We start from the raw sequence: 19,180 nt of genomic DNA on the forward strand, positions 1-19,180 counted from the left end.
GGCGCACACCTTGATATCGCACAATGCAATATTGGCGATAAACTCTATCGCTGATTCAGATAATCCATCGCCATGTCTACGCTGCCCGACTTTGATCTGAACCTGTTGCCGATTCTGCTGGCGTTGCATGACGCGCGCAGCGTGAGCATGGCGGCGCAGCAGCTCGGGATGAGCCAGCCGGGCGTGAGCACTGCGTTGGGCAAGCTGCGCACTGCGTTCGACGACCCGTTGTTCGTCCGCACCTCGCGCGGCATGGAGCCGACGCCGCGGGCGCTGGCGCTCATTCCTGCAGCGCGCGACGTCCTGGCCCGTGTGCGGGAAGGCATTCTGGAGACCGGCGCGTTCGATCCGGCCACGACCACGCACACGTTCTCGATCTCGCTGTCGGACGTGGGTGAAATGGTCTTCCTGCCGCGCATTGTCGAGGCGATGGCGCGGCAGGCGCCGCACGCGTCCATACAATCCGTATCATTGCCTCCAGCGCAGCTCGAACGCGCGCTGGAGACCGGCTCGCTCGACCTTGCGGTGGGCTACTTCCCCGACCTGAAGAAGAACAACTTCTTCCAGCAGCGGCTGTTCACGCACTACTTCACCTGCATCGTGCGGGCCGATCATCCCGTCACGCGCGGCGGCAACAAGAAGCTGTCGATGGCGCAGTTTCTGGAATACGGGCACGCCGTGGTGCGCGCTGAGGGGCGTAGCCAGGAACTGTACGAGCGCTTCCTTGAACGCAAGCGCATCCGCCGCACCCCTGCGCTGCTCACGCCGCATTTCATGAGCATTCCGTTCATCCTCGCACGCACGGACTTGATTGCGACGGTACCGCACGCCGTGGGGCTGTCGTTCATGCAATCGCACGCCAACATCTGCGTGATGGAGCCGCCGCTGGAGCTGCCGAGCTTCGATCTCAAGCAGCACTGGCATCGCAAGTTCCATAACGACGCACGCAGCCGGTGGTTTCGCGCGCTCGTGTCGTCTCTGTTCAACGACGAGGCGGACGAGTGGCGCGAGCCCGGCCATCCACCCGCCAAACGCAAGAACACGAAATAATCGTGCGGCCGCCCGCTGTTCACAGTCCGAACACTCGATTGCATTGCGAACACGGAGCCTTTAGGATCGCTGGCACGCGCAGGCGACGCCGTTGCGGTGTCTCTCGGCTCACGCTTGCCGATCAACCTTTGGAGACCTTCATGAAACGTCGTGTGCTGCTGCTCACCGCCGTTGCCGGTGCGCTCACGATCGGCCTGCCCGCCTTTGCGGAAGAGCCGATCAAGATCGGCCTGATCGCGCCCTTCTCCGGCCCCTTTGCCGACTATGGCAAGCAGATGGAAGACGGCATCAAGGCGTATCAGAAGCTGCACGGTACGACCGCCGGCGGGCGGCAAGTGCAGATCATCGTAAAGGACACGACCGGCCCCGTGCCGGACGTCGCCAAGCGCCTCGCGCAGGAACTGGTGGTGCGCGACAAGGTGGATTTCCTCGCGGGCTTCGGCCTGACGCCCGAAGCGCTGGCTGTGGCGCCCATCGCGCAGCAGGCCAAGAAGCCGATGGTGATCTTCAATGCAGCGTCGTCGTCGATCACGACCAAGTCGGACTATGTGACGCGTGTGTCAATGACGTTGCCGCAAATCTCCACGCCGATCGCCACGTGGGCGCTGAAGAACGGTATCAAACAGGTAGCCACCGTAGTTGCCGATTACGCGCCGGGCATTGATGCGGAGAACGCGTTCAAGCAGACGTTCACAGCCGGCGGCGGCCAGGTCATGGAAGCCGTGCGGGTGCCGCTGCGCAATCCCGAGTTCGCGCCGTTCATCCAACGTGTGAAAGATGCCAAGCCGCAAGCCGTGTTCGTCTTCCTGCCGGCCGGCGAGCAAGGTGTGGCATTCATGAAGGGCTTCCGCGAGCGGGGGCTGGCGCAGGCCGGGATCAAGGTCATCGCGACAGGCGATTTGACCGACGACCACGTGCTGCCAGCCATGGGCGACTCGACGCTGGGCGTCATCACGTCGTTCCACTACTCGGCCGCGCACGACTCGCCGCAGAACAAAGCCTTCCTGAAGGCCTTCGCCGAGGCGAACCCGGGCGCCGGCCGCCCGAACTTCATGGCGGTGGCCGCGTATGACGGCATCGGCGCGATCTACAACGTGATCAACAAGCTCGGCGGCAAGATCGACGGCGAGAAGGCCATGGCCGCCTTCAAGGGCATGAAGATCGACAGCCCGCGCGGGCCGATCACCATCGACCCGGCCACGCGCGACGTGGTGCAGACCGTCTACATCCGCAAGGTGGAGAAAGTCGGCAACGAGCTGTACAACGTCGAGTTCGACAAGTTTGCCGACGTGAAGGACCCGGGCAAATAAGCACTACGCAACCGCCACGAGCCGTTGCAGCAACGGCGCATCGGCCAGCAGATCGGCGCTGGCGGATGCGTGCACGATCCGGCCTCGATCGAGCACCACCGCGCGCTGCGTGAGTTGCAGCGCCAGACGCGCATGCTGCTCCACCACGATCACGGCCATGCCGCCCTCCTCAACGAGCGCGCGGATGGCGCGGCCAAGCTCCTGCACGATGATCGGCGCGAGGCCTTCCATCGGTTCATCCAATAGCAGCAGCGCGGGATTCGTCATCAGCGCGCGGGCGATGGCGACCATTTGCTGCTCCCCGCCCGACAGCTGATTGCCGAGATTGCGGCGCCGCTCCTGCAAACGCGGAAACGTCTTGTAGACGCGCGCCACATCCCAGGCGCCGGGTCGCGCCACGGCGGTCAGATGCTCTTCCACCGTCAGCGACGGAAACATCCATCGCTCCTGCGGCACCCAGCCGAGCCCCGCACGGGCACGCCGGTGCGGCGGCACCTTGGCGATATCCGCGCCTTGCCAGCGGATACGCCCACCGTGCAGGCGCGTAAAGCCCATCAGCGTGGCGAGCAGCGTGGTCTTGCCGACACCGTTGCGACCCAGCAGCGCGAGGCTGCCGCCGGTCTCCAAGGCGAACGACACATCATCCAGCACGACTGCATTGCCGTAGCCGGCGGTCACATGTTCGAACGACAACAGTTCACGCATGCTCAGCCTCCCCCAGGTAGACCTCACGCACCCGCGGGTCGGCGGCGATCTCCTGCGGCGTGCCTTCGGTCAGCACGCGCCCGGCGACCAACACGCTGATGCGCTCGGCAAAGCGGAACACGAGGTTCATGTCGTGCTCGATGAAGAGGATCGTGATGTCGCGTGGCAGGCTGGCGATGACCTCGAACAGCTCGGTGCTTTCTCCGCTCGGGATACCGGCGGCTGGCTCGTCGAGCAGCAGGATGCGCGGCTGGGTCGCGAGCGCCAGGGCGATTTCCACCAGACGCTGTTTGCCGTAAGGCAACGCATGCGTGGGCAACAGCGCGTCGGCGCCGAGTTGCAGGCGGCAGAGCAATGCCATCGCCTCGTCGCGGGCATCCTTGTGCGACGCGACGGTACGGTGCCAATGCCACGACGCGCCCGTGCGCTCGAAGATGGCGAGCATCACCGATTCCAGCACCGTCAATCCCGGAAACAACGTGTTGATCTGGAATGTGCGCGTGATGCCGCGCTTGACGCGCTGGTGCGCGGGCAGCCGGGTGATGTCTTCATTGTCCAGCAGCACCTGGCCCGCCGTGGGTGCGAGCGTGCCGGTGAGCAGATTGATGAAGGTCGTTTTGCCGGCGCCGTTCGGGCCGATCAGAGCGTGGCGTGCGCCGGGCGCAAAAGACAGCGAGATATCGGAATTGGCGTGAAAGCCGCCCCAACGCCGGGACAGGCTCCGCGTGCTCAATGTGGGCGGAGGATGGATCGCGGGTGCAGTCATGACGCACCTCCCTTGCGAGCACCGCGCGCCTTGACTGCAGATACGACAGCCTCCAGCCCGCCGAGAATGCCGCCGCGCGCAAACAGCACAATCATCATCAGCAGCAGGCCGATCCAGAACTGCCAATAGACAGGATTGATGCCGGCCAACACGTCCTGCGCAATCATGAACACCGCTGCGCCGATCAGCGCCCCGTACAACCGCCCGGCGCCGCCCAGCACGAGCATGATCAGCAGCTCTGCCGAACGCGAGAAGCCCAGCGAATCCAATCCGACAAATTGCGTCGTCTGCGCGAGCAAGGCGCCTGCGATACCGGCAATCGCCGCACTCACGGTAAACGCCGCAACCAGCCGCATGCGAACATTCGCGCCGATGGCTGGCATGCGCTTCGGCCCCTGCTGAATGCCGCGCAGCGACAACCCGAACGGCGAGCGCACCAGGCGACGCAACCCTACAAACACCAGAAACAGCACGACCAGGCTGTAGGCGTAAGCCGTGCGCCCCTCCAGGTCGAACTCGAACGTGCCGAGCAGGTTGCGCATCGTCACACCGGAAAGGCCATCAACACCGCCCGTGAGAAACGCCATCTTGTTGGCCGCTTCATACAGCATCAGGCCGATCCCGAGCGTGACCATCAGTCGCGTCAGATCCTGGCCGCGCACGACGAGAAAGCTCACACAGAAGCCGGCCAGCGCGGCGACGACAGCGCCTGCAGCCAGACCGCTGAGCGGTTCACCCCAGCCATGCGCTGCGAGCAGTCCGGCGGTGTAGGCGCCCAGCCCGAAGAAGCCTGCATGCCCCAGCGACACGATGCCCGCATAGCCGAGCACCAGATCGAGCGACAACGCAAACAGCCCGACAATCAGCACCTGGCTGCCGAAGACAAGGTAATCGGGAAGGAGAAAGAACACCGCAATCGGCACGCACCAGAACGCGATCTCGAACGGTGACCACCGTGCTTCCGGCAGCCCGTGTGTGGCGGAGCCCTCGACAGGCCGGGCTGAACGCCTCAACTGCTGCAGCACACTCATGCGCGCCTCCCCAGCAAACCGCTCGGGAACAGCACGAGCAGCACGACCATCAACCCGTAGATGACGAACGCGCCCACGTCGGGCACGTAGTACTTGCCGGCTACGTCGAACACGCCGAGCACAAGCGCCGCCAGCAATGTGCCCTTGATTGAACCGGCACCGCCGACTGCTACCACGAGCAGGAAGTACACCATGTATTTGATCGGGAAGGCCGGGTCGAGCCCGAGCACGTCGATGCCCAATCCGCCGCCTAGCCCTGCCAACCCCGAGCCCAGCGCGAACGTGACGGAAAACACGAGGCTCACGTTGATGCCCAGGCCTGCAGATGCCTGCTGGTTGTCCACGGACGCCCTCACCTGCGCGCCGAAGCGCGTGCGCTCGACCAGCCACGCGAGCAGCGCCGTCAGCGCAATCACGACGCCAATCAGGAACACGCGATAGCGCCCGACTTCCAATCCGCTATCGAAAACCCGCCATTGCCCGCGCAGCATCTCGGGCAGTTCAACCGGTTGCTGCGACGGGCCCCACACGTAAGTCGCCCCCGCCATCGCCATGAAAACGAGCGCGATGGAGAACAGCACCTGATCGAGCGGGCTCGCGCGATAGAGCCGCCGATACAGCGTGCGCTCCAGCACAAAACCGATGGCTGCGGTGACAAGGAAAACGATGGGCAGCGTCGCCAGAAACGGCACGCCGAGGCGGTTCATCAGCACCACGCACACATAGCCGCCCGCCATGGCGAAGGCCCCGTGGGCGAGGTTGATGAAGTTCATCAGGCCCATCGTGACCGACAGGCCGATGCTGATCAGGAACAGCAGGCTGCCGTAGGCCAGCCCGTCGAACAACACACCCAATGCGCTGAGCATGGGTCTCCTCCTTGGGCTTTTTTCCAGCTCGGCGGCCGGTTTGCCCGGTGTGTTGCGTGGCGTCTCTGCGGAGACGGCGGTGTTACTTCTTCGCAGCGCCCTCCGCATCCATCTCGGCAAACACCGTCTGCGCGAGATGGAAGGCATGGTTGGCAGCCGGCACGCCGCAGTAGATGGCGGTCTGCAGGAGCGTTTCCTGGATCTCGTCGCGCGTGACACCGTTGTTGGCGGCGGCGCGCAGATGCAAACGCAACTCGCCGTCGCGGCCGAGGGCGACCATCATGGCGATCGTCAGCAGGCTGCGGGTGTGGCGCGGCAAGCCGGGGCGCGTCCAGATTTCGCCCCAGGCGTAGCGCGTGATGAGGTCTTGAAACGGAGCCGTCAGATCGGTCTGCGCGGCATTGGCACGGTCGACGTGGGCATCGCCCAGCACAGCGCGGCGCACTTCCATGCCCGCGGCGTAGCGTTCGCGATCATCCATGGGCAACCTCGCGCACCACGCCGGTCGTCAAGAAGCTGACCAGCGCTTCGGTGTAGCCGTCAGCCTGCTCCCAGTTGGCGAGGTGGCCGGCAGACAGTTCGATGTACTGGGCGCCGGGCACGCCGTCGGCAATGAGCTTGGTCTGTGCAGCCGGCGTGGAGATATCGTGCGTGCCGCCGATCACCAGCATCGGCACGCGGATGTTCTGCAGTTGCGCGCGCAAATCCGCATCGCGAATGGCTGCGCAATTGCCGTTGTAGCCGGCGTCCGGCGTGGACAGCAACATCGCCTTGACGATGTCGACGCGGCTTGCGTTGGCATCGCGGTAGCCCTGCGTGAACCAACGCTCCAGCACCGTTTCCGTAATGCTGGCCATGCCGCCCTGCTCGACCTGCGCGATACGCGTATTCCAGCTTTGCTGCGTGCCGATCAGCGCGGCGGTGTTCGTCACGACCATGCGCGGGAAACGCTCGCCGTGATGCGCGGCCAGCCACAGGCCGGTCAGCCCGCCCATCGACAGGCCGCAGAACAGCGCCAGCTCAATGTTGTAGTGGTCGAGCAGCGCAAGCACATCACCGCCGAGTTGCGCGACGCCAAACGGCGCGTCCGGCACGCTCGATTGCCCGTGGCCGCGCTGATCATAGCGCAGCAGGCGGAAGTGCTGGCGCAACGCGTCGAGCTGCGGCTCCCACATGCCGAGGTTGGTGCCAAGCGAATTCGACAGCACCAGCACCGGCTTACCTGTGGCGGGCCCATCGTCGAATTCGTGATACAGGCGGACGTTGTCGTGTTCAAGCCAGGGCATGGTGTCTCCGTGGAATGCGTTTTCAGGGATGGCGGCAGGCATGCTCTGCGAGCACGCGGTCGACAGCGGCGCCCGCATCGCCAAGGTAATGAGTGGGGTCGAGCAGCGCGCTCAGCCGTTGCGGCGCGGTCGCACCCCAGATGCGAAGAACGTCGGCATCCTGCGCCAGTACGTCATGCAGCGTCTTGTTCTCTTGTACCGCTTTGCGGCTGGCAGCTTCGACCACATGGTGCGCCTGCAGGCGGCCAAGCTCCGCGCCCAGCGCCAGCATTACGGCTTCACCGAGGATCAGCCCGTGCGTAAGGTCCAGATTCGCGCGCATGCGAGCAGCGTCGACTTGCAACCCTCCGACAATCTCGCACATCCGATCGAGCGCGCCGGCCGCGAGACAGGCCATTTCGCGCAACGTCGCCCACTGCGCCTGCCAACCGCCGAGCGCGCGTTCGTGCTCCTGCGGTAGCGCGGCCAGCAGCGTGCTGGCCAAACCCGGCATGCGCGTGGCCGCAGCCAGCACCGTCGCGCAGCCAACCGGATTGCGCTTATGCGGCATGGTGGAAGAACCACCCTTGCCGGCACCGGACGGCTCCGCTACTTCGCCAACCTCGGTCTGCATCATCAGCGAGAGATCGCGCGCGAAATGGCCCAGCGTGCCCGTCAGCAACGCGAGCGTCGTGCCGATGTCGGCGATTCGATCCTGCTCGCCGTGCCAAGAGAGTGCTGGCAGCGGCAGATCAAGTTCGTGCGCCAGCGTTTGAGCGACGGCGCGTGCGTGTTCACCCAGGCTGGCAAGCGTGCCCGCCGCCCCGCCAAACTGCAGCGCGGGCACATGCACGCGCAGCGCGGCAAAACGATCCTGCGCGCGATGCACTGCTTCCAGCCAACCCGCAACCTTGCGCCCAAACGTCGTCGGCAGGGCCTGCTGCAACCACGTGCGCGCCACCATCGGCGTATTGCGATGACGTTGCGCCAGTGCAGCGAGCGCGTCGGCCAGCTTCTGCAAATCCGCTTCGAGCAACGCAGCCGATTGCCGCCACTGCAGCATCAGACCGGTATCGATGACGTCCTGGCTGGTCGCGCCCCAGTGCACGTAGCGCGCGGCGTTTTCATCGTGCCGTGCGACAGCGGCGGTGAGTTGCTTGACCAGTGGGATCGCCAGGTTGCCTGCGCTGGCAGCGGCATTGCCGAGCGCTTCCAGGTCCAACGTCGCCTTGGCGCACACCGCGCGAATCGGTGCAACGGCTTCCGCCGGGATCACACCAACCGCGCCTTCGGCCTGCGCCAGCGCGGCCTCCACATCTAGCATCGCGCGCACGGTGGCCGCATCGGACCACACCGCCAGCATGGCCGGTGTGGAGAAGGCGCGATCGAGCAATCCGCTGGTCATGGCCGTATCAAACTCAAACGCGTTCGATGACCAGTGCAATGCCCTGACCCACGCCAATGCACATCGTGCACAGCGCGTAGCGTCCACCGGTGCGTTGCAGCTGATACATCGCCGTGGTCACCAGGCGCGCGCCACTCATGCCGAGCGGGTGACCCAGTGCGATGGCGCCGCCGTTCGGGTTGACGCGCGGGTCGTCATCACGCAGGCCCAGTTGACGCGTCACGGCCAAGCCCTGCGCGGCAAACGCCTCGTTCAGCTCGATCACGTCCATCTGGTCGATCGTCAGGCCCAGCTGCTTGAGCAGCTTTTGCGACGCCGGTGCCGGACCAATGCCCATTACGCGCGGCGGCACGCCGGCCGTTGCCATGCCGACGATGCGTGCACGCGGCGTCAGACCAAAACGCTTGGCAGATTCTTCGTTGGCAAGGAGCAGCGCACAGGCGCCATCGTTCACGCCCGACGCATTGCCGGCCGTCACCGTGCCATCCGGACGCACCACGCCCTTGAGCTTGGCGAGCGCTTCCATGGTTGTCGCACGCGGATGCTCATCACGGCTGACAACGATGGCATCGCCCTTCTTCTGCGGGATCGTCACCGGCGTGATTTCCTGCGCGAGCGTGCCGTCTTCCTGCGCACGTGCGGCGCTCGCCTGGCTGCGCAGCGCGAAGCGGTCTTGATCTTCGCGGTTGACCTTGTAGTCGGTGGCGACGTTCTCGGCGGTTTCGGGCATCGAGTCGACGCCGTATTGCGCCTTCATCAGCGGGTTGATGAAGCGCCAGCCGATGGTCGTGTCGTAGATGGCAGCATCGCGCGAGAAGGCGCTGGCCGCCTTGCCCATCACAAACGGCGCGCGGCTCATGCTTTCCACACCGCCCGCGATCATCAGCCCGGTTTCGCCCGAGCGGATGGCGCGCGCAGCGGTGCCGGTGGCGTCCATGCCCGAGCCGCACAGGCGGTTGATGGTCGAGCCCGGCACGCTGTCGGGCAACCCGGCCAGCAACGACGACATGCGCGCCACGTTACGGTTGTCTTCGCCCGCCTGGTTGGCGCAGCCGAAGATCACGTCGTCGATGGCTGTCCAGTCGACCTGCGGGTTGCGCGCCATCAGCGCCTTGAGCGGCACGGCACCCAGATCATCCGCGCGCACGGCGGACAGGCTGCCGCCGTATCGGCCGATGGGGGTGCGGATGGCGTCGCAGATAAAGGCTTCGGTCATGATGATTCTGTCTCCAATGGTTCTAGGCACGGCGCAACGGCGCGGCCGTCATCGTCTGCAGCGTATCGAAATCGAGGCCATCGGCCATCTCGCGCACCACCAGCCCCTCGGGCGTGATCTCGATCACGGCAAGGTCGGTGTAGATGGTATCGACACAGCCGATGCCCGTCAGCGGGTACGTGCACGACGGCACGATCTTGCTTTCGCCCTGCTTGGTCTGGTGCTCCATCATGACGAAGACGCGCTTGGCACCAATGGCCAGGTCCATCGCGCCGCCCACGGCGGGAATCGCATCCGGTGCTCCGGTGTGCCAGTTGGCCAGGTCACCCGTGGCCGACACCTGGAAGGCGCCGAGCACGCAATAGTCGAGATGGCCGCCCCGCATCATGGCAAACGAATCGGCGTGATGGAAGAACGAGGCACCCGGCTTGATCGTGACCGGCTGCTTGCCGGCGTTGATGAGGTCTTCGTCTTCTTGCCCGGGCGCGGGCGCGGGGCCCATGCCCAGCAGGCCGTTCTCGGTGTGCAGGATGATTTCGCGATCGGCCGGCAGCTGGTTCGCCACCAGCGTCGGCAGGCCGATGCCGAGGTTGACGATCGACCCATCGGGAATATCACGCGCCACACGGGCAGCGATCTGATTGCGCGTCCAGCGCTGGATCTTGGCGGTAGTTTCGGCGCTCATGCTGCCTCCTTGGCGGGTTGCGCGGAGACGAGCTTCACGACGCGCTTCACAAAAATGCCCGGCGTGACGATGTGCTCGGGGTCCAGCTCGCCCAGTTCCACCGTCTCGCTGACCTGCGCGATGGTGCACTTGGCCGCCATGGCCATCACCGGCCCGAAGTTGCGAGCGGTCTTGCGATAGACGAGATTGCCCCAGCGGTCAGCGCGCAGGGCCTTGATGAGGGCGTAGTCCGCCGTGAGCGGCAGCTCGAACACGTACGGCTTGCCGTCGATGATGCGCGTTTCCTTGCCTTCGGCCAATTGCGTGCCGTAGGCGGTCGGGCAGAAAAACCCACCAATGCCGGCACCTGCGGCGCGGATGCGCTCGGCCAGGTTGCCTTGCGGCACGAGCTCCAGTTCGATCTCGCCGGCGCGGTAGAGCGCATCGAATACATACGAATCGGCCTGGCGGGGGAACGAGCAGACGATCTTGCGTACGCGGCGCGCCTTGAGCAGCGCGGCCAGGCCCGTCTCGCCGTTGCCGGCGTTGTTGTTGATGATGGTCAGCTCACGCGCGCCGTGCGCGATCAGCCCGTCGATGAGTTCCGAGGGCATGCCGGCGGTACCGAACCCGCCGATCATGATGGTGGCACCGTCCGGGATATCGGCCAGAGCGGCCTCCACAGACGGACAAAGCTTGTTGATCACGTGCATTCTCCGGCAAGGGCGCCGCACATTCTCGATGGCTGGCGCAGGTCGGAGCATCGCGGGGGCCGGACATGGCCGAACCGCAACCGGGCGGCCTGCGAGTCTCCTGTTGACGATCGGATCGACACAGGCCTTTGCTGTCCGGCCCGGGCTTACCTTGCCTCTCGTTTGTTCGCTATTAGAACCAACGTTCGATCCAAGAACGAATCTACGCCTCCCCTCCCGAGCGTGTCAAGGCGTACGCATCCCGATCGGGTGTTCGAGTGGCGAAACCTGGGCAATGCCAGTAGTCTTGAGGCCACTGCACCGCTTTTGCCTGTCTTTGCATGTCTGCCGCCGAACTGCCTACCGAAAAACCCAGCGATTCCTACGTCCAGTCCTTTGCGCGAGGGCTGTCGGTCATCCGCGCGTTCAACGCCGAACGCCCGGAGCAGACGCTTTCCGAAGTCGCCGAGGCCACGGGCCTCACCCGCGCCGGCGCCCGGCGCATCCTCCTCACGCTGGTCAGCCTCGGCTATGTCAGCTTTGAAGGCCGCCTTTTCCGCCTCACGCCCAAGATCCTCGACCTTGGGTTCGCCTACCTCACCTCGATGCCGTTCTGGAACCTCGCCGAGCCGGTGATGGAAGAGCTCGTGCAGACGGTGCACGAAAGTTGCTCTGCGTCGGTATTGGATGGGACGGAAATCGTCTACGTTCTGCGCGTGCCCACGCAGAAGATCATCGCGCTGAACCTGTCGGTCGGCAGCCGCCTGCCGGCGTTCTGTACGTCGATGGGCCGCGTGCTGCTGTCGGGCCTGCCCGAGGATCAGTTGGACATCGCACTGCGCGAGTCGGACCGCCGCCCACGCACGCAGCGCACCATGACAGACGTCGACGCACTGAAGGAAGTCATAGCCGGCGTGCGCCAACAGGGTTGGGCGCTGGTCGACCAGGAGCTTGAGGAAGGGCTGATTTCGCTATCGGCGCCGATCCGCAATCGTGCAGGCGATATCATCGCCGCCATGAACATCAGCGGGCAGGCCAACCGGACTTCAGGCAAACAGATGACGAAGCAGTTTCTCGGTCCGCTGCAGCAGGCGGCCGAGCGCATTTCGGCCATGGTGCGGGTACGCACCTGATCTGAGTTAAAAGCGGCAGTGCCCGGTGCGCTGCGCGCCTCGCATCCCGACAGTTTTTTCAATAAAATTGTGGCTCCGTGGGCAAAGAGGATGTCTGTGACTCAACACACCGCCATTCACACCGGTCTGGATGTGAAAGGCCGCCATCGCCGGGCGCATGCGTCGTGCATCCTGGCGCTTGCCCTGCCCTTGCTGTCCAGCCCTGTGTGGGCACAATCGACGCCGCTGGCGACCGCCATGCAGGAGCTGACGCCACTGGCCCGCATGCTGGTAGGCGCCGCCACGGGGCGCAGCACGGCCGCCGCCGGCGTGCCGGCCCTCACGGGCCCCGCCCGCAATGCAGACCGCGCCCTCGCCCAGGCCTGCGCCGAAATCAACCGCTTCACCCCTGTCCCGCTCGACCGCGAGACCTCCTTGGCGCAATGCTCGCTGGCGCAGAAGAAGAACCTCGTCTTCGTCATCACGCTGACCAACTACGCGGCGCACTCGGCCGCATCGCAGGGCTTCCGGCTGAATTTCGTGCCGATCCTGCAGAAGAACATCTGCAACAACGGCGACGTGCGCATCCTCACGCGCCTGGGCTTGAGCCTGGTCTACCGCTATCGCGGCAACGATCACGAGACCGTGGGCGACGTGCCCATCAACGAATCGATCTGCGGCGCGCTGTAGGCCCACGTTCCGCCCCGGGAATCCCCTGATGGAGTGCAGTCGGCTGCCATGTCATTAATGGCAGACAAAGTCTCATTTCATCCAACGTCTGCCGGGCCCCTGCCTTGCTGCGCCAGCCTCATCGGGCTGCACGCATCCAACCCCGGCAACCCAAACATCCCGCCTGTGCACTGCACCCCGCCCTGCCTGCCAACCGCTCTCTGCGCCGTATCGGCATGGACTATAGTTGGGCGTTCCGCTCGCCGTCATATGGTTATCCGAAGTGCGCGCATGCAAAGCGCGCATATGCCGGTATGCTCGCGGGCGATCCCCGATCCGAACTCGATTCGCACACTGTTCACCACCGAAGTCGTCAAGGAGGAAATCCGATGAAAACAAACCGACGTCTGACGCAATTTGCGGGTGCCGCCATCCTGGCCGCGGCAACCCTGGTCGCCGCCACTGCGCACGCTGATCAAGTTTCCGACATCAAGAAGAAGGGCGAGCTTGTCTGCGGCGTGCTCGGCACCGACGAGCCGTTCAGCTTCCTGAAGGACCCGATGAGCCGCGAGATCGTCGGCTACGACGTCGACATGTGCGACGCCATCGCCAAGAGCCTGGGCGTCAAGCCCGTGCTCAAGCAACTGGCCGTGGCCGCCCGCCTGCCCGAACTGCAGCAAGGCCGCGTGGACCTGCTGGCCGCCTCGCTCACGCACAACAAGGAGCGCGAGGCGCAGATCGACTTCTCGGTGTCGACCTTCATCACCGGCCAGAAGGCCATGGTGAAGAAGAGCAGCGGCATCACGTCGCTCGCCCAGCTTGATGGCAAGAAGCTCCTGACGGTCAAGGGCTCGACCATGGAAGCCAACATTGCCAAGACCATCAAGAACGCCGACGTTGTCTCGTTCGACAACAGCCCGCAGGCGCTGCTGGCCCTGCAGCAAGGCAAGGGCGTCGCCTACGTGAACGACGAAACCACGCTGATCGGCAACATGGCCAAGATGGGCCCGGCGGCCAAGGATTACGCGCTGCTGCCACAAAACCTGTCGACCGAACACCTGGCACTGGGCATCCGCAAGGGCGAGCCGGCCTTCAAGAAGCAGGTCGACGACGTGCTGCTCGGCATGGAAAAGAGCGGCGAGGCGCAGAAGCTGTTCGACAAGTGGTTCGGCCCGAATACGAAGATGGCCTTCCCGCAGCGCACCTTCAAGATTTCTACCGACAAGATCGATTAATCGCTAAAGGTCGGGCCGCCCGGACCGGTATCTGAACTGCGTCCGGGCGGTGAATCTCCATGCCCCATTTTGATTTGTCGATGCTGCTCTCGGGGCAGTATCACCAGTGGCTCGTCAGCGGTTTCTTCCTGTCGATCAAGCTTTCCGTGCTGGCTTTCGTGCTGGCGCTGCCGCTTGCCATCGTGGTGGCGCTGCTGCGCCTGTCGCCCGCCGCACCATTGCGCGGCATCGGCCAGACCTATGTCGAAGCCATCCGCAACGTGCCGCTGCTCGCCCACATGCTGTTCTGGTATTTCGGCGCGCCGCAGATCCTGCCGGAGTTCATCCGGGACTGGCTGTACAGCATGAACTACGAGGCCGCGAGCGCCGTCATTGCGCTTGTGCTCTACACGGCCGCGTACATGGCGGAAGACATCCGCAGCGGCATCCGCTCGATCCCGAAGGAACAGCTTGAGGCCAGCCGCGCGCTCGGACTCTCGTTCCTGCAGGCCATGCGACTGGTGGTGCTGCCGCAATCGCTGCGCGTGACGGTTCCGCCGCTGGTCAGCCAAACGTTGAACCTGTGGAAAAACTCCAGCATCGCCATGGTGATCGGCGTGGCCGAATTGATGTACCAGGCGCAGCAGGTAGAGTCCGCCACCTTCCGCGGCTTTGAGGCGTTTGCGTTTGCCACCGCGGCCTATCTGACCATCTCGATCGCGATCACGGTGTTCTCCGCCTGGTATCAGCATCGCTACCCCGTCCGGACGCTGTAGCCATGCTCGATCTCATCCAAACCTACGGTATCTATTACCTGATCGGCCAGTACCCGAACGGGCCGCTGGGCGGGTTGGCGCTGACGTTCCTGCTGGCGTCCGCAGGCCTTGTGCTGGCGCTGCCGGTGGGCATCATCCTCGGCCTGTGCCGCGTCAGCCCGATTGCCGCGCTGCGCTGGCCGGCCACGGCACTGGTCTATGTCGTGCGCGGCACGCCGCTGCTGATGGTGATCTTCTGGGCGTATTTCCTGCTGCCGTCCGTTACCGGCCAGCGCACGGACCAGTTCAGCACCATGCTGACCGCGCTGGTGATCTTCGACGGCGCCTATCTGGCGGAGATCGTGCGTGCAGGCATCCAGGCGTTGCCGCGCGGGCAAATGGAAAGCGCACGCTCGCTGGGCCTGTCGTACATGCAGGCGATGCGCCGTGTGATCCTGCCGCAGGCGCTGCGCAACATGCTGCCGTCGCTCGTCAATCAGCTCGTGTCGACCATCAAGGAGACCTCGCTGGGCTACATCATCAGCCTGCCCGAGGTGTCGTTCGTGGCCGGGCAGATCAGCACCGCCGTAATGGTCAAGTCCGCCGAGGTGTACGGCCTGCTCGGCATCAGCTACTTCATCATGTGCTTCAGCCTGACGCGCGTGGCGTTCTACCTTGAGCGCCGCCTTGCAGCTAGTGCCCCGTCCAAACCATGAACATGATCACGATCGAACACGTCGACAAGTGGTACGGCGATTACCACGCGCTGGTCGACATCAACGAAACCGTTGCCAAGGGCGAAGTGGTGGTCGTGTGCGGGCCGTCGGGCTCGGGCAAGTCGACGCTCATCCGCACGCTGAACCGGCTCGAGGCCATTCAGAAAGGCCGCATCGTCGTGAACGGCCACGAGGTGCATGCGCCAGGCGTGGACGTCAACCAACTGCGCAGCGGCATCGGCTTCGTGTTCCAGCAGTTCAACCTGTTTCCGCACCTGACCGTCATGCAGAACTGCACGCTGGCGCCGGTGCAGCTCAAGCGCATGCAGCCGCAGGAAGCGAAGGACTTTGCGATGAGCCTGCTCGAACGCGTGGGCCTGCCGCACAAGGCCGGCGCCTACCCCGGCGAGCTGTCCGGCGGGCAGCAGCAGCGCGTAGCCATCGCGCGCGCCCTGGCCATGAAGCCTCCCGTCATGCTGTTCGACGAACCCACCTCCGCGCTGGACCCGGAGATGGTCAACGAGGTGCTGCTGGTGATGAAGGATCTCGCCCGCGACGGCATGACCATGGTCTGCGTCACGCACGAAATGGGCTTCGCGCGCGAAGTGGCCGACCGCGTCCTGTTCATGGACCAGGGTCAGGTGCTGGAACGCGCCACGCCCGAAGATTTCTTCCAGCGACCGCAGCACCCGCGGGCGCAGCGCTTCCTGGCCGACATCCGCTCGCCGTGGAGCGAACCTGCCTGAACCGTCGGACAGCGGCCCAATAAAAAAACGGGGAACACTGTTCCCCGTTTTCTTTGGATGCACGGCAACGCGGCTTATTGGATCGCCTTGTCGTTCGGATGCGCGTACAACTCCTTCATGCCGGCCGTCATCGGGTAGTTCAGGTTCAGACCCTTCGGCGGAATCGGCGACAGGAACCACTTCTTGTACAAGTCATTCGCCTTGCCCGACTTCATCAGGTCGGCAATCACGTCGTCGGCCACTTTCTTGAACGCCGGATCGTCCTTGCGCATCATGCAGGCGTAGGTTTCGGTCTGCAGCGGCGTGCCCGTGACCACCCAGTCGGCCTGGTTCTTGGCCTTGGTGCGCTCGCCGTACAGCAGCGGCTCATCCATCACGAATGCCACGGCGCGGCCCGATTCCAGCGTCAGGAATGCCTGGCCGTGGTCCTTCGCCAGGATCAGGTTCATCTTGTCGGCGTCCTTGGCCTCGCCATTCATCTTCTGCAGGATGCGGTCTTCCGTCGTGCCGGCGGTGGTCACCACGGTCTTGCCCTTCAGGTCGGGGAAGTCCTTGATGCCCGAATCCTTCTTCACCAGCATCAACATGCCGTAAATGAAGATGTTGTTCGAGAACGCGACCTGCTTCTGGCGCTCGAGGTTGTTGGTGGTCGAGCCGCACTCGAAGTCGATCGTCCCGTTCTGCAGCAGCGAGATGCGGTTCTGCGACGTGATCGGCGTGAGTTTGACCTGCAGCTTCTTGCCCACTGCCTTTTCCACGCCGGCAACGATCATGTTGGAGATTTCCTGCGAATAGCCGGTGATGGTGTTCGCGTCGGCCTGGTACGAGAACGGAATCGACGACTCGCGATAGCCCACCGAGATCACGCCCGATTGCTTGATCTTTGCCAGCGTGTCGGTCGACTGCGCCTGCGCACCGGTCGACAGCACGGCCAGCGCGCCGGCCGCAGCCAGCGTCAGGCCCGACAGAATACGTTTGGTCGAATGCAAGGTCTTCATGCTTCCCCTCCTATGGGTGTGTTCGCTCCAGACTGCTTTGGTTACCAATTGGCGCGGGCCAGATACGCATCATCAAGCCAGCGCGCTCGGTCTTTGAATCTCGTTCTGAATCTCGTTCTTGTGTCACGCGGCCAGCGCATACGGCACTGGGGAAATCGCGGGCTTGCGGCCGGCAATCAGATCCGCCAACAAGCCTGCACTGCCCAGCGCCAGCGTAAAGCCCAGCGCTCCGTGACCAACGTTCAACCACAACCCTTCCACCGGTGATGCCCCGACCACCGGCACGCCGGTTGGCGTTGCAGGCCGCATGCCCGCCCACGGCGCCGCATCGGCACCCGCGTCGTTGGCCCGCATGGCCCCCGGAAACAGCGCGCGGGTTTCGTCATACAGCGTCTGGGCGCGGCGCGTGTCCAGCGCCGCCGACCAGCCCACCAGATCAGCCATGCCCGCCACACGCAACGTCTGCCCGATGCGGGCGTAGACGATCTTGCGCGCGGCATCCGTCACGCTGATGACCGGGGCAACATCGCCCTCCCCCAGCGGCAGGCTGATGCTGTAACCCTTCAGCGGATACAGCCCGGCGTCGATGCGCAATGGGCTGAGCAGCCTGGCGCTCGTCACGCCCGCGGCCATCACCACGGCGTCGGCGGCAACCTGCTCGCCACCGGCCAGTTTGAGACCCCGCACACGGCGGCCTTCGGTCCACAACGCATCCACACCGGTATTGAAGCGCAGCGTCACGTTCGGCATCGCGCGCAGCCGGTTGAACAAGCCGACGCAGAGTTGATGGCAATCGGCCACATCTTCGTCGGGCGTGTAGATCGCGCCGACGATCTGGTCGCGCACGCCGGCAAGCGCGGGCTCGTGGGCGACCGTTTCCTCAGCGGACAACGCATGCTGTTCGCAACCGAGCGTGGCCTGATAGCCGACCTGCGCGCGGGCCGATTCAAACGCCGCAGCATCGCGGTGCACCACGAGCTTGCCGCGACGCGCAAAGCTGAACGCCAGATCCGGCGCCGCTTCCCGCAACGCTTCCATGCGTGCGCGGCTGTAGAACGACAGCGCCAGCAGCTCACGCGTCGTGCGATCGGCACGGTCACGATTGCAGGCCGCGATAAAGCGCAGGCCCCAGCGCAGCAACGCCGGGTCCAGCGACGGCTTCAGCCGCAGCGGCGAATCGCGGCGCAGCAGCCAGCCCGGCACATGTGAAAGCACGCCGGGGCCGGCCAGCGGCGCCACATAGCTGTAGCTCAACTGGCCGCCGTTGGCGTAGCTGGTGCCCTCGCCCGGGCCCGGATGTCGCTCGACCAAGGTGACCTGATGGCCTTCCTGAGCCAGCGCATAGGCCGTGCTGATGCCGATAATGCCGGCGCCGACTACTGCAATTTGCATGAAGAAGCTGCGAGATTGGAAATGTCGGGTGCAGCTTAAGGAGCCTGGCGGTGGTTGGGCAAATGCGGAGTTGTTGGGGGGGATGTTGTGGGGCTATGGGTTTTTGGTTTGGGTTTTTGGTTTGGTTTTTTGGACTGGGTGGTCCATCCCTGTTTCATCCCCTGCCGGGGCTGACTCACTTTCTTTGTCTTGCCAAAGAAAGTAAGCAAAGAAAGGCGCGCCCGAGATGGCGAAGGATTCCTTGAATTTCTGTCGCAGAGAGGGAGAGGAGGCAAACTCGCTTCGCTCAAACGGCCTCCCCTCTTTTTCCTCTCTGCAACAGAAATTCAAGGCGCCATCTAGGGCAGGAACGGACAAACCGGCTGTGTGCGAAGTCAACGCGGAGCAACAGTGCAGCGATATGCCGACGCGTCGAACTGGCGGCTTAGGGATTGTCGCGGCGACTGAGGCAAAAAGAGTCGTGTGCCGGGTGCCAAACCCCAACCGCCGAGTCAAAAGCTCCGACCGCCGAGCTCAGAACTCCATCCGCCGAGCAAAAAGCTCCAACCGTCGAGCTCAGAGCTCCATCCGCCGAGTAAAAAGCTCCAACCGTCGAGCTCAGAGCTCCA

The 19,180-nt window shown here is 64.4% G+C and carries 20 protein-coding genes; 8 read left to right on the forward strand and 12 right to left on the reverse strand.

Translation table 11 applies throughout. The annotated features are described in order from the left end of the window. The first annotated feature begins 72 nt into the window (after window positions 1-72). Both R2669_RS08145 and R2669_RS08150 read left to right on the forward strand, forming a co-directional pair. Window positions 73-1,050, forward strand: a complete 978-nt coding sequence (locus R2669_RS08145) for a LysR family transcriptional regulator (protein ID WP_316899562.1) — start codon at window positions 73-75, stop codon at window positions 1,048-1,050. 140 nt (window positions 1,051-1,190) lie between these two features. Beyond that, complete coding sequence (locus R2669_RS08150) at window positions 1,191-2,360, forward strand: ABC transporter substrate-binding protein (RefSeq protein WP_316899564.1); 1,170 nt, start codon at window positions 1,191-1,193, stop codon at window positions 2,358-2,360. A 3-nt stretch (window positions 2,361-2,363) separates the two neighbouring features. On the opposite strand, the gene R2669_RS08155 is transcribed toward R2669_RS08150, so the two are convergent. The 10 genes from R2669_RS08155 to R2669_RS08200 form a co-directional block, all read right to left on the reverse strand. Then, window positions 2,364-3,065 carry an ABC transporter ATP-binding protein gene (locus tag R2669_RS08155; RefSeq protein ID WP_147217995.1) on the reverse strand — a complete coding sequence of 234 codons (702 nt, stop codon included), beginning with the start codon at window positions 3,063-3,065 and terminating at the stop codon, window positions 2,364-2,366. Continuing rightward, window positions 3,058-3,831, reverse strand: a complete 774-nt coding sequence (locus R2669_RS08160; protein ID WP_316899566.1) for an ABC transporter ATP-binding protein — start codon at window positions 3,829-3,831, stop codon at window positions 3,058-3,060. The genes R2669_RS08155 and R2669_RS08160 overlap by 8 nt, the downstream gene beginning before the upstream one ends. Beyond that, the gene (locus tag R2669_RS08165) at window positions 3,828-4,862 is read right to left on the reverse strand and encodes a branched-chain amino acid ABC transporter permease (RefSeq protein WP_316899569.1); all 1,035 of its coding nucleotides are present in this window, start codon (window positions 4,860-4,862) and stop codon (window positions 3,828-3,830) included. The genes R2669_RS08160 and R2669_RS08165 overlap by 4 nt, the downstream gene beginning before the upstream one ends. Beyond that, window positions 4,859-5,728 carry a branched-chain amino acid ABC transporter permease gene (locus R2669_RS08170; protein WP_316899571.1) on the reverse strand — a complete coding sequence of 290 codons (870 nt, stop codon included), beginning with the start codon at window positions 5,726-5,728 and terminating at the stop codon, window positions 4,859-4,861. The genes R2669_RS08165 and R2669_RS08170 overlap by 4 nt, the downstream gene beginning before the upstream one ends. 82 nt (window positions 5,729-5,810) lie before the next feature. Next, window positions 5,811-6,209 carry a 4-carboxymuconolactone decarboxylase gene (pcaC, locus tag R2669_RS08175; RefSeq protein WP_027680879.1) on the reverse strand — a complete coding sequence of 133 codons (399 nt, stop codon included), beginning with the start codon at window positions 6,207-6,209 and terminating at the stop codon, window positions 5,811-5,813. After that, entirely contained in the window at window positions 6,202-7,014 is an 813-nt protein-coding gene (pcaD, locus tag R2669_RS08180; RefSeq protein WP_316889681.1) for a 3-oxoadipate enol-lactonase, read from the reverse strand. The genes pcaC and pcaD overlap by 8 nt, the downstream gene beginning before the upstream one ends. A gap of 22 nt (window positions 7,015-7,036) precedes the next feature. After that, complete coding sequence (locus R2669_RS08185) at window positions 7,037-8,398, reverse strand: 3-carboxy-cis,cis-muconate cycloisomerase (RefSeq protein WP_316899573.1); 1,362 nt, start codon at window positions 8,396-8,398, stop codon at window positions 7,037-7,039. A gap of 13 nt (window positions 8,399-8,411) precedes the next feature. Further along, window positions 8,412-9,614, reverse strand: coding sequence for a 3-oxoadipyl-CoA thiolase (gene pcaF, locus R2669_RS08190; protein ID WP_316899574.1), 1,203 nt, complete (start codon window positions 9,612-9,614; stop codon window positions 8,412-8,414). A gap of 22 nt (window positions 9,615-9,636) precedes the next feature. Further along, the gene (locus tag R2669_RS08195) at window positions 9,637-10,299 is read right to left on the reverse strand and encodes a CoA transferase subunit B (RefSeq protein ID WP_316899576.1); all 663 of its coding nucleotides are present in this window, start codon (window positions 10,297-10,299) and stop codon (window positions 9,637-9,639) included. Then, window positions 10,296-10,985 carry a 3-oxoacid CoA-transferase subunit A gene (locus R2669_RS08200; RefSeq protein ID WP_102066906.1) on the reverse strand — a complete coding sequence of 230 codons (690 nt, stop codon included), beginning with the start codon at window positions 10,983-10,985 and terminating at the stop codon, window positions 10,296-10,298. Before R2669_RS08200 ends, R2669_RS08195 begins: the two co-directional genes overlap by 4 nt. 326 nt (window positions 10,986-11,311) lie before the next feature. On the opposite strand from R2669_RS08200, the gene R2669_RS08205 reads away from it, so the two are divergent. The 6 genes from R2669_RS08205 to R2669_RS08230 all read left to right on the forward strand — a co-directional run bounded on the left by R2669_RS08205 (window position 11,312) and on the right by R2669_RS08230 (window position 16,182). Next, window positions 11,312-12,103 carry an IclR family transcriptional regulator gene (locus tag R2669_RS08205; protein WP_316899578.1) on the forward strand — a complete coding sequence of 264 codons (792 nt, stop codon included), beginning with the start codon at window positions 11,312-11,314 and terminating at the stop codon, window positions 12,101-12,103. Window positions 12,104-12,193: 90 nt separating this feature from the next. Continuing rightward, entirely contained in the window at window positions 12,194-12,772 is a 579-nt protein-coding gene (locus R2669_RS08210) for a hypothetical protein (protein WP_147217979.1), read from the forward strand. Between the two features lie 368 nt (window positions 12,773-13,140). Next, a complete protein-coding gene (locus R2669_RS08215; RefSeq protein ID WP_232040659.1) occupies window positions 13,141-13,986 on the forward strand; it encodes an ABC transporter substrate-binding protein in 846 nt (281 codons plus the stop codon). A gap of 59 nt (window positions 13,987-14,045) precedes the next feature. Next, window positions 14,046-14,741, forward strand: a complete 696-nt coding sequence (locus R2669_RS08220) for an amino acid ABC transporter permease (RefSeq protein WP_147214037.1) — start codon at window positions 14,046-14,048, stop codon at window positions 14,739-14,741. 2 nt (window positions 14,742-14,743) lie between these two features. Continuing rightward, window positions 14,744-15,436 carry an amino acid ABC transporter permease gene (locus tag R2669_RS08225; protein ID WP_316899581.1) on the forward strand — a complete coding sequence of 231 codons (693 nt, stop codon included), beginning with the start codon at window positions 14,744-14,746 and terminating at the stop codon, window positions 15,434-15,436. Continuing rightward, on the forward strand, window positions 15,433-16,182 hold the full coding sequence (locus tag R2669_RS08230; protein WP_316869946.1) for an amino acid ABC transporter ATP-binding protein: 750 nt from the start codon (window positions 15,433-15,435) through the stop codon (window positions 16,180-16,182). The genes R2669_RS08225 and R2669_RS08230 overlap by 4 nt, the downstream gene beginning before the upstream one ends. Window positions 16,183-16,256: 74 nt before the next feature. On the opposite strand, the gene R2669_RS08235 is transcribed toward R2669_RS08230, so the two are convergent. Together R2669_RS08235 and R2669_RS08240 are read right to left on the reverse strand one after the other, a co-directional pair. Then, on the reverse strand, window positions 16,257-17,180 hold the full coding sequence (locus R2669_RS08235; protein WP_316873095.1) for a glutamate/aspartate ABC transporter substrate-binding protein: 924 nt from the start codon (window positions 17,178-17,180) through the stop codon (window positions 16,257-16,259). A gap of 123 nt (window positions 17,181-17,303) precedes the next feature. Continuing rightward, on the reverse strand, window positions 17,304-18,572 hold the full coding sequence (locus tag R2669_RS08240) for a D-amino acid dehydrogenase (RefSeq protein ID WP_316889689.1): 1,269 nt from the start codon (window positions 18,570-18,572) through the stop codon (window positions 17,304-17,306). Window positions 18,573-19,180 lie beyond the last annotated feature (608 nt).

This window comes from Ralstonia edaphi (assembly GCF_958350185.1).
In the GTDB taxonomy this organism is placed as follows: domain Bacteria; phylum Pseudomonadota; class Gammaproteobacteria; order Burkholderiales; family Burkholderiaceae; genus Ralstonia; species Ralstonia edaphi.